The sequence below is a fragment of the Pandoraea sp. E26 genome (assembly GCF_000681415.1).
Classification (GTDB): domain Bacteria; phylum Pseudomonadota; class Gammaproteobacteria; order Burkholderiales; family Burkholderiaceae; genus Pandoraea; species Pandoraea pnomenusa.
The window spans coordinates 312,955-325,057 of record NZ_AYXJ01000009.1; the positions used below are offsets into that span (position 1 = coordinate 312,955).

The 12,103-nt window shown below is 66.7% G+C and carries 10 protein-coding genes and 1 pseudogene; 4 read left to right on the forward strand and 7 right to left on the reverse strand.

All coding sequences use genetic code 11. The annotated features are described in order from the left end of the window. Nucleotides 1-35 precede the first annotated feature (35 nt). The 4 genes and pseudogenes from W930_RS0106895 to W930_RS30755 all read right to left on the reverse strand — a co-directional run. The gene (locus W930_RS0106895) at nt 36-2,741 is read right to left on the reverse strand and encodes a bifunctional acetate--CoA ligase family protein/GNAT family N-acetyltransferase (protein ID WP_023595797.1); all 2,706 of its coding nucleotides are present in this window, start codon (nt 2,739-2,741) and stop codon (nt 36-38) included. A 133-nt stretch (nt 2,742-2,874) separates the two neighbouring features. Then, nucleotides 2,875-3,360 (reverse strand): DNA starvation/stationary phase protection protein Dps, encoded by a 486-nt coding sequence (gene dps, locus W930_RS0106900; RefSeq protein WP_024788480.1) that lies wholly within the window; start codon nt 3,358-3,360, stop codon nt 2,875-2,877. A 132-nt stretch (nt 3,361-3,492) separates the two neighbouring features. Next, nucleotides 3,493-3,921 carry an HdeD family acid-resistance protein gene (locus tag W930_RS26485; RefSeq protein WP_051610636.1) on the reverse strand — a complete coding sequence of 143 codons (429 nt, stop codon included), beginning with the start codon at nt 3,919-3,921 and terminating at the stop codon, nt 3,493-3,495. Nucleotides 3,922-3,940: 19 nt separating this feature from the next. Further along, nucleotides 3,941-4,063, reverse strand: a pseudogene (locus tag W930_RS30755) (HdeD family acid-resistance protein); the annotation flags it as partial. A 559-nt stretch (nt 4,064-4,622) separates the two neighbouring features. Here W930_RS30755 and W930_RS0106910 point away from each other — a divergent pair. Both W930_RS0106910 and W930_RS26490 read left to right on the forward strand, forming a co-directional pair. Continuing rightward, nucleotides 4,623-5,150 (forward strand): spore coat U domain-containing protein, encoded by a 528-nt coding sequence (locus W930_RS0106910; RefSeq protein WP_023595794.1) that lies wholly within the window; start codon nt 4,623-4,625, stop codon nt 5,148-5,150. 15 nt (nt 5,151-5,165) lie between these two features. Continuing rightward, entirely contained in the window at nt 5,166-5,924 is a 759-nt protein-coding gene (locus tag W930_RS26490) for a molecular chaperone (RefSeq protein WP_023874488.1), read from the forward strand. A gap of 6 nt (nt 5,925-5,930) precedes the next feature. Here the strand turns inward: W930_RS26490 and W930_RS30395 are convergent, their stop codons facing one another. Next, entirely contained in the window at nt 5,931-6,251 is a 321-nt protein-coding gene (locus W930_RS30395) for a hypothetical protein (RefSeq protein ID WP_023874490.1), read from the reverse strand. A gap of 97 nt (nt 6,252-6,348) precedes the next feature. On the opposite strand from W930_RS30395, the gene W930_RS26495 reads away from it, so the two are divergent. Both W930_RS26495 and W930_RS30035 read left to right on the forward strand, forming a co-directional pair. Further along, nucleotides 6,349-8,601 (forward strand): fimbria/pilus outer membrane usher protein, encoded by a 2,253-nt coding sequence (locus W930_RS26495; protein WP_023595791.1) that lies wholly within the window; start codon nt 6,349-6,351, stop codon nt 8,599-8,601. A gap of 50 nt (nt 8,602-8,651) precedes the next feature. After that, a complete protein-coding gene (locus W930_RS30035; protein ID WP_051399270.1) occupies nt 8,652-9,566 on the forward strand; it encodes a spore coat protein U domain-containing protein in 915 nt (304 codons plus the stop codon). A 6-nt stretch (nt 9,567-9,572) separates the two neighbouring features. Here W930_RS30035 and astA read toward each other — a convergent pair whose 3' ends face one another. Both astA and W930_RS0106940 read right to left on the reverse strand, forming a co-directional pair. After that, on the reverse strand, nt 9,573-10,613 hold the full coding sequence (gene astA, locus W930_RS0106935) for an arginine N-succinyltransferase (RefSeq protein WP_023874494.1): 1,041 nt from the start codon (nt 10,611-10,613) through the stop codon (nt 9,573-9,575). Between the two features lie 206 nt (nt 10,614-10,819). Then, nucleotides 10,820-12,061 (reverse strand): aspartate aminotransferase family protein, encoded by a 1,242-nt coding sequence (locus W930_RS0106940; RefSeq protein WP_023595788.1) that lies wholly within the window; start codon nt 12,059-12,061, stop codon nt 10,820-10,822. Between the last annotated feature and the right edge of the window lie 42 nt (nt 12,062-12,103).

Below are 12,103 nucleotides of genomic sequence, written 5' to 3' on the forward strand. Positions count from 1 at the left end.
GCGGGCCGACAACGCGCGGCGCCGGGCCGTGGCCGCTATGCCTTGCGTGTCTCCTGCGCCTGCGCTGTCTGTTGCAACGGCAGCCGGATGTGAAGAACGCCCGCCTCCATCTCCTTGTCCTCGACAAAGCCCAGATGACGGGCGAGTGTCAGCATACGCGTATTTGCCGTGAGTACATAGCCGATGAGCTCGCCCGTGCCGCGCCGGCGGCTGTAATCGACGATGTGCTCCATGAGGGCGCGCCCGAGGCCGCGACCCTGCGCGGCCGGACTCACGGTCACCGCGAACTCGGCGACCGTGTTGTCCGGATCGGCCAGCGCCTGCACCACTCCCAGCAGGCGCGTGTTGCCCTGCTCATCGCGCTCGGTCGCCACGAACGTCATCGCGCGGTCGTAGTCGATCTGTGTCACGCGCGCCATTTGCGAGTGCGAGAGCTCCTTGATCAGGCCGAAATAGCGGAACTGCACGTCCTGCGGGGTGAGCGTGTGGAAAAAAGCGTTATAGGCCGGCTCGTCCTCGGGCCGGATCGGGCGCACTCGCACCGGCTTGCCGCCCGCGTCGACCGTGCTCTCCAGTTCCTGCGGATAGGGCCGGATGGCGAGGCGTCCGTGCCCGGCCGATGCCGGCTTGCGCGCCACGATGCGGGCGTCGAGCGCCAGAACGCCGTGCGCGTCGGCGAACAGGGGATTGATGTCGAGCTCGGCGATCTCCGGCACGTCGCACACGAGCTGGGAGAGCTTGACCAGGGTGAGGTAGATGGCCTCGTGATCGGCCGGCGGACGATTGCGGTAGCCCGCGAGCAGCTTCGACACCCGGGCGCGCGCCACCATGTCGCGCGCGAGGTTCAGGTTGAGCGGCGGCAGACCGATGGTCCGGTCGGCGATCACTTCGACGGCAGTGCCGCCCTGCCCGAACAGCAGTACCGGCCCAAACACGTTGTCGGTGGCCACACCCACGATCAGTTCGAACGCCTCTGCCCCGTTGGCCATGCGTTGGACCGAATAGCCCGTCACGCGCGCGTCCGGTTTCGCGGCGAGCGCGCGCTTGCGGATCTGGCGGGCCGCATCGCATGCCTGCTCGGCCGTCTCGATGTTGAGCACCACACCGCCGACGTCCGACTTGTGTGTAATGTCCGGAGAGACAAGCTTGACCGCCACGGGAAAGCCAAGGCCCTGCGCCAGCGCTCCCGCCTGCTCAGGCGTCTCGGCAACGAGCGTCTCCACGACCGGAATGCCGTATGCGGCCAGCACACCCTTGGCTTCCGGCTCCGAGAGCAACGCCCGCCCCTCGCGCATCACCCCGTCGATGATGGCGCGTACCCGTGCGACATCGGGCGCGAAGCCCGGGGGAATGGAGGGCGGCGTTTCCATCAGCAACGACTGGTTGCGACGATAATTTACCGCCTCGAGAAACGCGCGAGCGGCATTTTCCGGCGTGTCGTACGTCGGCAGCCCCGCCTCGCGGCAAATGCGCCGGGCCCGCTCCGCCGTCTCGCCGCCGAGCCAGCACGTGAAAATGTTCTTCGACGGCTTCGGCAACGCGGCGAGTGCATTGGCCACATCGAGGCTCGGCATGACCGCCGTGGGCGCCTGGATGAACAGGACGGCCGCGGTCTCCGGATCTTCGCATAACGCCGCCAGCGTGCCCGTGTAGCGCGCCAGGTCAGCATCGCCGCCAATGTCGACCGGATTGACGCGGCCCAGTGTCGTTGGCAACGCTGCGTCGAGCGCCGCGCGCGTCTTGTCGGACAGACGGGCAAGCTTGCCGCCGTCGAGTACCAGCGCGTCGGTCGCCATCACACCCGCGCCACCGCCGTTGGTCATGATCGAGAGCTTGTCGCCCCAGAACGGCCGCAGCCGCGCGAGCGTCTCCACGGCGGCGAACAGTTCATCGGTGGTATCCACGCGCAGCATGCCGGCACGACGGATGGCGGCGTCGTACACATCGTCCGCCCCCGCCATCGCCCCCGTATGCGAGGCGGCGGCCTGCGCCCCCTCCGGCACGCGACCGGACTTGATCACCACGACCGGTTTGTTGCGTGCGGCCGCCCGCGCGGCCGACATGAACTTGCGTGCGTCGCGAATGGACTCCATGTACATCAGGATCGCGTCAGTACCGGGGTCGCTCGCGAGGTAGTCGAGCATATCGCCGAAATCCACGTCGGCGCTGTCGCCCAGCGAAACGAAATGCGAAAAGCCGATCTCGCGGGCATCGGCCCAGTCGAGCACGGCGGTCGTCAACGCGCCCGATTGCGAGACGAACGCCAGCTTGCCCGGGCGCGCGCCCATGTGCGCGAAGCTGGCGTTCAGACCGATGCCCGGGCTCAGCAGCCCGATGCAGTTCGGCCCGAGAATTCGCAGCACATGGGGCTTGGCATGCTGGAGCATGCGCTCCTGCAACGTGACGCCATGGCGATCGCGTTCGCGAGCGAGCCCCGAGGTGAGGACAACGACCGCGCGTGTCCCGCGCTCGCCGAGATCCCGGATAAGGCCCGGCACGGTCTCGGGTGGCGTGCAGACGATGGCGAGATCGGGCGCCTGCGGCAAATCGCTCACGTCGCGATAGCACTTGCGATCCGCGAGCGACGAATATTTTGGATTGACCGGGTAGATCTCCCCCGTGAACCCGCCATCGATGACGTTCTGCAGCACGGTCGTGCCCACGCGCCGTTCACGCTGCGACGCGCCGATGACGGCGACCGACTTCGGCTGGAACATCTGGCTCAGATTGCGGGTGGTCATGGCGACTCCGGGGGATGGTCAGGGAAACAGCACCCCGGACTCACCGGGTGCGCGCGCTCGCCGATTCGCGCCATGCGAAGCCGGACGGTCGCTTGCGCGCCGGGGGGCCTGCGGCGCCCCGGCGACGCCGGGATCACTCGCCGCGCAGGTGCGCCTCGACTTTCCACAGATGGTCGTCCACGCCGCGCGAGATCTCCGTGAAAACGTCCGACGTGGTGGCGTCGCCGATCTCGGCCGACGCATCGATCAGCCCCCGGATGATTTCGCCGTACGCCGCCAGGGTCTCGGCCAGCGCCGCCGCATGATCCAGCCCGCGCTTGAACTCGTTCTTGTAGACCGGCAGTTCGGTCGCCTTGGCAACCGTCTGCACGCGTCCGTCGGCCACGCCGCCCAGTGCCACGAGACGCTCGGCGCAAAGATCCGTCCATTCGATGGCGGCGTTGTAGACCTCGTCGAACAACAAGTGCAGTTCGATAAAGCCCGGACCGTGCACATTCCAGTGCGCCTGCTTGGCCTGGCGCTGAACGTCGATGCCGTTGACCAACCCGCGATTGAGCTGATTGACCGATTCGATCCGGATCTTTTCACCGAGGGTGTTACGCGTATGATTCAGAGCCATTTGACACTCCTGACGTCAGGCAGCCCGCTGGCTGCCAGGGGGAAGCCGTCAGCAACAGGCAACTGCAGCCCTTGCGGACGAAAGAAAAAGAACGCGTCCCGGCATTTCCGGTCGGGACATGGTTAGGGATGCTCAGGACCGCAACGATCCTGCGGGCGTTCGCGAAGCGCCATGCGCGGCGCCCCGCAGCCTGAAACCGGCCATCACGAGCAGTGCGCCCCAGACGATGGCCCACGATCCGATCGCCCAGATCAGCGCAAGCGCACCCGCGCCGGGCTGCCACATGATGAAGATGGCAAACAGAATGCTGAACACACCGGAGAGAATGACCCACAGTTCGCCCTGAATCTCGCGACGCAGCGCGATTCCGGCAGCCACCTGCAAAACGCCGGTGACAAAACTCCAGGCCACGATATAGATAAGCAACGCCACGGCGGTCAACGCCGGGTTGAGATAGGTGAGCACGCCGATCACGATGCCCGCAATGCCTTGCAGCAACGGCAGCCACCAGTCGGCATGTTCCTTGCGCGCTCCACGCACCGGCCAGGGAGAAGACACCATCGACAAACGAAAACGCGCCGAAACACAGCACCAGCACCGCGATCGTCACGCCGGGCAAGGCAAACGCCGCGACCCCGAAGGCAACGGCCAGTACTCCACGCAGCACCAGCAACCACCAGTATTTCGACAGAAGTCTGAGCATGGCATCCCTCTCGAGAAATATCCGCAGGTAGCGAACACGTCCAACGGGCCGCCTATCACACGTATGGCGTGAATGGCGTCCGATATGCGACAAGAAGTCATTCTAGAGACTGCGTCGTCGCAAGATCAAGTGAAAATTACACGTTGCCTCGTGCCGCTGGCACGCCTTTTGATTGACATCATCCCGGCGCGATTTTTCTCCCCCAAAACGCAGGACGGCTCCCTGCCCGATCTCCCGATCGGCGCCGCCCCGCGCCCAACGCCGGTGTGCGCCCGGATCGCCCCGCATCGCCCCCCCGCGGCGTTCCATGCGCATTGCGGGCCCCACCGACATGCGCTTTGCGCGTATGTCCATCTCGGTCAGCCAGCATGCTCTCCCGCACAGCATGGGACTATTCCGAAAGCATTGGCCGCGAAGACATTTCAGCCCAATGCCCTCCTAAACTACGCAAAAAACGTGCAAAAGAAGCGTGACCTTTTGCCGTCCGTTCTGCCATCCATTACGTAGTCGGATACCGTCACCGCCGCACCAACGAATAGGAATACTAAGGAGAATGACGATGAATCGTTCCTTGTTGTGTCTCGCCCTGTGCGCCGTCGTTGGCATGTTGAGCCAAAGCGGGCCGGCCCGGGCAGCCGTATACACCAACGGGTCGGCGACGGCTCAGATGCGCGTGCAACTGACGATCCTGCCCGGATGCACGATCGCCGCCACGCCGATGACGTTCAACGCCGTGCAGGGATCGGCAACCGGACCCGTCGCGAGCACGTCGTCGCTCACGGTCGTCTGCACGGCGTCCACAGGCTACAACATCGGCCTGAACGCGGGCACCGTGCCGAACTCGACCGAAACCAATCGTCTGCTCGCGGGCACGATCACCGGCAACGCCACGACGATTCCGTTCGGCCTGTACCAGGACGCGGCCTATGCCACGCCGTGGGGAAATACACAGGGATCGAACACGTTGAGCGATTCGGGCAGCGGCGTGGCGAAGACCTATACCGTCTATGGCCAGGCCACGCTCTCGGCGACCATGCCCGAACCCGACGTCTATTCGTCCACGGTCACGGCGACCGTCTACTTCTGAATCGCGGGGACGATCATGCACCCGTCGAGACTTGCCTCGCACCGCCACGCCGCCCGTGCATGCCGCGGCGCCTTCGTCGCGCTGCTCACGCTCGGCGTGCCCGACGGACATGGCGCCACATTGCAAGTCTCGCCGGTCATCGTCAACCTGTTGCCTTCGCAGCCAGCCACCACGCTCACGTTGGGCAACTCCGGCGAACTGCCGATCCACGGTCAGTTGCGGTTGTACGCCTGGGCCCAGCGCAACGGCGAAAACGTGCTCACACCCACGCGTGCGCTCATCGCCAGCCCGCCAATCATCCGCATCGAACCCGGCGAGCGGCAGATCGTGCGACTCGTACGCGCGGCGCGCGGCCCCGCGCAACGGGAGCAAAGCTACCGGCTGCTGGTCGACGAATTGCCGCCGGTCGGATTGCCTCCAGGTGAAGGCGTGTCCATCCGGTTGCGCTACTCGGTGCCGGTGTTCGTTCAGGCAAGTCGCGAGCACAGCCCCGAGCTGCACTTCGATCTCGACATCGCGCGACGGCAATTGGCGGTGCGCAACGACGGCGCGCGGCATGCGCAACTTGGCGCGACGCGAGTGCGCGATGCGACCGGGCGCAGCGTGGAGCTCGCGCATGGCTTGCTCGGCTACGTGCTCGCGGGACAAACGCGGCGCTTTGCCGTGCGCTGGCCTTCGGGTTCGCCGCCCATCGCGCCATTTACGGTCGAGTCTCGCATCGATGCCGTCCCGATGCGCTTTGCCGCTGACGAAGCGTCGGATGGCACGCGCTAGGGGCATTCACCACGCCGCGCGCCCCGCCGGCCTCGCGGCCCCGTCCCTGCCCACCCGGAGGGCGGCCGTGGCAATGACCATTGCCGCGATCGTGACGGCCCTCGCATGGCTGGGCCGGGCGACGGACGTGCACGCGGCATCCGCGCATCGCATCGCCGACGACCCCGGGCCGCCGACGCGCCTGCCCGTGGCATCTGGGTTCGACGACGCCGTATCCACCGCAACACTGAATTCGCCGACCTCATCAACTTCCTCGATCTCCTCGAACGCCTCGTTTTCATCCACTTCATCGATGCCATCGACGCCATCGACGCCAGCGACATCCACGATTTCGTCGACTCTACCGGCACAGTCGGCGCCGCCATCTGCGGCCCCGGCGCGCGCGTCGAACGCGCCGCGTCCCGCGCGACTCGACGGCCCCTACGTGCTCGCGGTAGTCGTCAACGGCGAGCCCACCGGGCTGATCGCGCCCTTCGTGCGCCGACGGGGACGCTGGTTCGTGCGCGCGGGCGACCTTCGGGCGTTGGGACTGAACTCGCCGGAACTATCGACGCAGGACGTGACCGAAGTCGCGCTCGACGCCCTGCGCGGCATTCGTTACGCCTACGATGCGCCCACGCAGACACTCGAGCTGACGGTGGACGACAAGTGGCTCGCCCCGTACACGCTGGGCGCTCCGGCACCGGCGCCGATCCGCGCGACGGCGGGCACCGGGGTCGTCGTCAATTACGACGGCTACGTGCAGCGCGACCGGTTCACGCGTGCCTCCGTATGGAGCGAGTTTCGCGGCTTCTGGCCGGGCGGCACGCTGCGGCAGACCGGCGTGACCGAGCATTCGCGCTGGCGGCGCGGCTACCGCCGATACGACACCTGGTGGCAGCATGACGATCCGGCGCGTCTGGCGAGCTGGACGGCCGGCGATCTGATCACGGGCTCGCTGTCATGGACGCGATCGCTGCGCATCGCGGGGATGCAATGGCGGCGAAATTTCAGTCTGCGACCGGATCTCGTCACGTTTCCCGTACCGGCGTTGCGCGGCAGCGCCGTCGTGCCATCGTCGGTGGACCTGTATCTGGACGGCGTGCGACGCATGGGGGCACGCGTACCGCCGGGCCCTTTCGTCATTCAGGAGGCCCCCGGCCTAACCGGCGACCTCCAGGCAAGCGTGGTCACCCGAGATGCGCTTGGGCGTGAGCAAATCACCACAGTGCCGCTATACATCGATCCGCGTTTGCTCGCCCGCGGACTTTCGAGCTTTTCCGTGGAAGCCGGCTGGCCGCGCGAGGCTTACGGCATCCGCTCGTTCTCGTATCGGGGCGATCCCGTCGCATCGATCGCCGCGCGCTACGGCGCGAGCGACACGGTGACCGTGGAGGCCCAGTTACAGGCAGGCCGCCGTCTCGCGCTGGGTGGCGTGGGCGCGCTCGCCGCGCTGGGACACGCCGGGGTCGCCGGCGTGTCGGTCGCGGCGTCCAGCGGGCGCGGTGCCGGCGCGCAATGGAGTGCGGGCTATCAGTATCTGTCTCGATACCTGAGCGTCGACGCCCGCATGGTTCGCGCCATCGGGCACTATCGCGACATCGCGTCGCTCGACGGCACGCCCGTGCCGCGTGCAAGCGACCGCGTGAGCCTCTCGCTCCCGCTTGGTCGCGGCAGCACCGCCTCGCTCGCCTGGTTCGCCCAGCGCATGCGGCGCCAGCCGGCCACGCGCGTGCTGTCGGCGAGCCTGACGCTCCCAGCGGGCACGCGCGGCATGATATCGCTGGGCGGCTTTCGCGACTTCGCACGTCGCGGGGTGCACGGGGTGTTCGCCATGCTCAGCGTGCTGCTCGGCGGCAATGCATTGGGCAGCGCCTCGATGACCAGCCAGGGTGGCGGCACGCAAACCTGGGCAGGCGCGAGCCGAACGCCCGACTATCAAGGCGGCTGGGGGTGGCAGGTGCTCGCGGGGCGGGCCTTCTCGCGCCACACGGCACAGGGCGAACTGCAATACCTCGGCCGGCACGGTCAGATATCCGCTCTGGTGCAAAGGGTGGGACGCGAGACAGGCACCGGCATTGGCGTGACCGGCGCGCTCGTGGTCATGGACCACGGTGTGCATGCGACGCGACACGCTTACGACGCCTTCGCACTCGTGAGCGCCGACGGTCAGGCGGGCGTACCGGTGTTGCGCGAATCGGTGCGCGTCGGTCGAACGGACGCGCGCGGCTACTATCTCGTGCCGGACCTGAGCGGCTACGAAGCCACGCGGATCGGCATCGACCCCATGCACCTGCCCGCCGACCTGGAAGTCACGACGACAGAACGCCGCATCGCGCCGCAATCGGGCAGCGGCGTGCTGGTGCGCTTTCCCGTGCGGCGATATCGCGCCGCACTGGTCACCCTCGTCGGGTCGACGGGACAGCCCCTTCGCCCCGGCACCGCCGTGCGTCATGTACAAAGCGGATTCGTCACGATCGTGGGCTACGACGGCGAAGTCTTCGTCGACGATCTCGGCATGCGCAATACGCTCGAGGCGCATGACGGTTCACAGCGATGCCGCGCGTCGTTCGAATGGTCCGAGTCGCCCAACGGCAACATTGCGCGCATCGGCCCCCTCGAGTGCGTGGCGTTCGGCACGCTTGCCGAGCGGCGCCCGGGACGTCCCCGCGCGCCCACCATAGAGGCGCCGTCGTGACGCCCGGGACACCCGCGCGAGGCTGCCGGACATTGGCGGCGGCCGTCGCGTTGATCACCGCGAACGCCTCGGCGCAGACGTGCTCCGTCGGCACACCGTCGCTCGCCTTCACCGCGTTCAGCCCGATTTCCGGCGCAGCGCTCAACGCCACCGGCACGATTCCGGTGACATGCACCTGGCCTTTGCTCGGCGCCAACCCTAACGTCAAGGCATGCCTGGCGTTGAACGCCGTGCCGCCGCTCACCCTCACCAACGCCGCAAATGCGATCCGCTTCGGCCTCTTCGTCGACGCCGCCTACGCCAACACCTGGGGAAGCAGCCCCGGCAACATGATCGCGCTCACCATGACAGCCCCGCCGCTGGGCGGCACCCTGACGCAGAACGTCAGCTTCTACGGCAAGATCGATGCCGCGCAAACGACCGTGCCCACCAGCGGTGACGCCAACACAGTGTATTCACACACGTTCGGTGCGGCGGATATCAGTCTGCAATACGCGTCCTACGCACTGCTCGCGCCCGCCCCCGCGTGCGGCAGCGCCATGACTGCGGCCCCAGGCGTGCCGTTCACGAGCAACGTGACCGTCATCAACAACTGCACCATCGCGGCGACCAATATCACCTTTGCTTCGCAGTCGACGTTGACGACAGATGTCAGCGGCAGCGGACAACTGACCATCCAGTGCACGAACAACGATGCGTATCGCGTAGCACTCTCGGGCGGGATCTCGGGCAGCGTGAGCACGCGGCGGATGACCGGTACCACAGGCGCGAGCGTGGACTATCAGCTGTATCTGGACAGCGCCCGCACGACGATCTGGGGCGACGGCACGTCCGGCACGTCGCAATTGACGGGGATCGGCTCGGGTCTGGTCCAGTTCGTTCCGATCTATGCCCGGGTACCGTCGCAGTCGACGCCGCTGCCGGGCGTCTACACCGACACCGTCACTGCCACGATCCAGTTCTGAGATCGCTCAGACGGCTTCGGCACGCGGCGGCTTGAGCGGCAACACCTGGATGCGCTCGCCCTGCGCGACGCCGAGCGCCTGGGCCGCCATCGGGCTGAGGGTGAACGTGCGCCGCTCGGGACGCCCATTGACCAGCGTGGCACGGAACTCCGCGAGCCCCAGACGCGCCACCAGATAGGGTTCGGGATTGGCGACGGTAGCGTCTTGCGCAATGTTCACACTCGGATACCGGCTATCGCGCGCCGCGCGCAGATCGGCCACGCGCGCCTCGAGCACCGGGCCGCTGTCGAAGATGTCGACATGCGCGCCGGAGCGCATGCCTTCCTGCTCGAGCAGACGACGTGCGGGCAGGGTATCGCGATGCGTGACGCCAATGGCCGCCTGGGCCTGCGGCGAGAGAAAGTCGACGTAGATCGGGTACTTCGGCATCAACTCGGCCACGAATGATTTCTTGCCGATCGACGTGAGATAGTCCGCCTGGTCGAAGTCGATCTTGAAGAAATGCTGGCCGAGCGATTGCCAGAACGGACTTTGGCCGTCATCGTCGAAGAAGCCGCGCAACTCGGCGCACACGTGCGTGCCGAAGCGCTCCGGGAACTGCGCCATGAACAGGAAACGGGCCTTCGACAGCAGCGCCCCGTTGCCGTGCCCGCGCCAGGCCGGGTCCAGCAGCAACGAGCAGAGTTCGCTGTATCCCGTGAGGTCGTTCGACAGGGAGAGCGTGAGCATGCGCGACCACACATTCAACTCGCGACTGGCGTGCACGATCGTATCCTTGCGATACGTGTAGAACGGCTGGTCGAGCCCGACAGCGGCTTCCAGCCCGCAGACTCCCGTAATCCCACCCGTTGCAACATCCTCCATCACGAACAGGTAGCCCTGCTCGGCCGTCGGCGCCCGACCGTCGAGCGTTGCCGCCACCCGCGTCAGGCGGGCCTCGAGCGCCGCCCGGTCGGGCTTGAACGACGTCATCCCCGGCCCGGCCAGCGTCGCAAGCTGCAACAATGCCGGCAGATCGCCCGGCCCCGCCAGGCGTACCACGCGCAACGATGTCGACGGATCAGGCGCCTCGTCCGGCGCCTGCGTCGGCGTGACCAGTTTCGATTGACGGTTCATGGACATATCCGACGAAGAAGAAGACTGGAGGCACGCCGTCAAAGCACGGGCCGGAGCGGCGCGATCCGCCGGTCCGGCCCGAAGTCCCGAGCTTGCGGCACGGGCTGGCGCGAGTGGGAGTCGGTGTCCTGGCGCGCTCAGGCGGCCTTCGCCGTGGCGGCGACCGCAGCTACCGCCTTTTCCAGCGATGCCAGGCCGGCGTCGATGTCGGCGAATGGAATGTTCAGCGACGGCGCGAAGCGCACGACGTCGCCGCCCGCCACCAGTAGCATCAGCCCTTGCTTCTCGGCTTCGGCCACGATGTCCTTCGCACGGCCGGCGAACTCCGGCTTGAGCACGGCGCCGATGAGCAACCCCATGCCGCGCACCTGCGCAAACACGCCGTGGCGCGCATTGATCGCCTCGATGCCCTTGACGAAGTGCTCGTGACGCGTCTTCACACCGCCGAGCATTTCAGCCGTATTGATCAGTTCGAGAACGCGACCGGCGATCGCCGTGGCAAGCGGATTTCCGCCGTAGGTGCAGCCATGCGTGCCCGGCGAGAAACTCGCGGCGATCTTGCTGGTGGTCAGCAGCCCGCCGATCGGATAGCCGTTGCCCAGCGCCTTCGCCGTGGTCAGGATGTCCGGCGTGACGCCGTATTGTTCATAGGCGTACAGCGTGCCCGTGCGGCCCACCCCCGTCTGCACTTCGTCGAAGATCAGCAACGCGCCATGCTTGTCGCACAGGGCGCGCAGACCTTTCAGGAACTCCGGATCCGCCGGCAGAACGCCGCCCTCGCCCTGCACCGGTTCGACGATCACGGCCGCCGTGGCGTCCGAGATGGTGGCCTCGGCGGTCTGCAGGTCGTTGTAAGGCAGATGCATGATGCCGGCCGGAATCGGGCCGAAACCTTCGGTGTACTTCGCCTGGCCGCCCACGCTGACGGTAAACAGCGAACGACCGTGAAACGAGTTGTAGAACGAAACGATCTCGCTCTTTTCCTTGCCGCCGCGCTCGGCGGCATGGTCGTATGCGTAACGGCGCGCGAGCTTGAGCGCGGCTTCGTTCGCTTCGAGTCCCGAATTGCAGAAGAACGCCTTGTCGGCAAAGGTGGCTTCGGTGAGCGCCTTCGCCAGACGCAGCACCGGCTCGTTGGTGTAGCCATTGCCGATATGCCAGACCTTGCGCGCCTGCTCCTCGATGACCTTCACGAGTTCCGGATTGGCATGGCCGAGCGCATTGACCGCGATGCCACCGGTGAAGTCGACATACTCGCGGCCCTGCTGGTCCCACATGCGCGAGCCTTCGCCGCGCACGGGCACCATCTGGGCGGGAGCGTAATTGGGCACCATCACGTCGTCGAACGTCTGGCGGGTCACAGCGATTGGCTGGCTCATGACTTCCTCGTGAAATCGGAATGCAATCTGCGATTGCGGGAC

What these genes read in the sequence shown, in the direction of transcription:
- W930_RS0106895 (WP_023595797.1), bottom strand. Translation starts at nt 2,741, where the DNA reads ATGACCACCCGCAATCTGAGCCAGATGTTCCAGCCGAAGTCGGTCGCC.
- dps (WP_024788480.1), bottom strand. Translation starts at nt 3,360, where the DNA reads ATGGCTCTGAATCATACGCGTAACACCCTCGGTGAAAAGATCCGGATC.
- W930_RS26485 (WP_051610636.1), bottom strand. Translation starts at nt 3,921, where the DNA reads ATGGTGTCTTCTCCCTGGCCGGTGCGTGGAGCGCGCAAGGAACATGCC.
- W930_RS0106910 (WP_023595794.1), top strand. Translation starts at nt 4,623, where the DNA reads ATGAATCGTTCCTTGTTGTGTCTCGCCCTGTGCGCCGTCGTTGGCATG.
- W930_RS26490 (WP_023874488.1), top strand. Translation starts at nt 5,166, where the DNA reads ATGCACCCGTCGAGACTTGCCTCGCACCGCCACGCCGCCCGTGCATGC.
- W930_RS0106940 (WP_023595788.1), bottom strand. Translation starts at nt 12,061, where the DNA reads ATGAGCCAGCCAATCGCTGTGACCCGCCAGACGTTCGACGACGTGATG.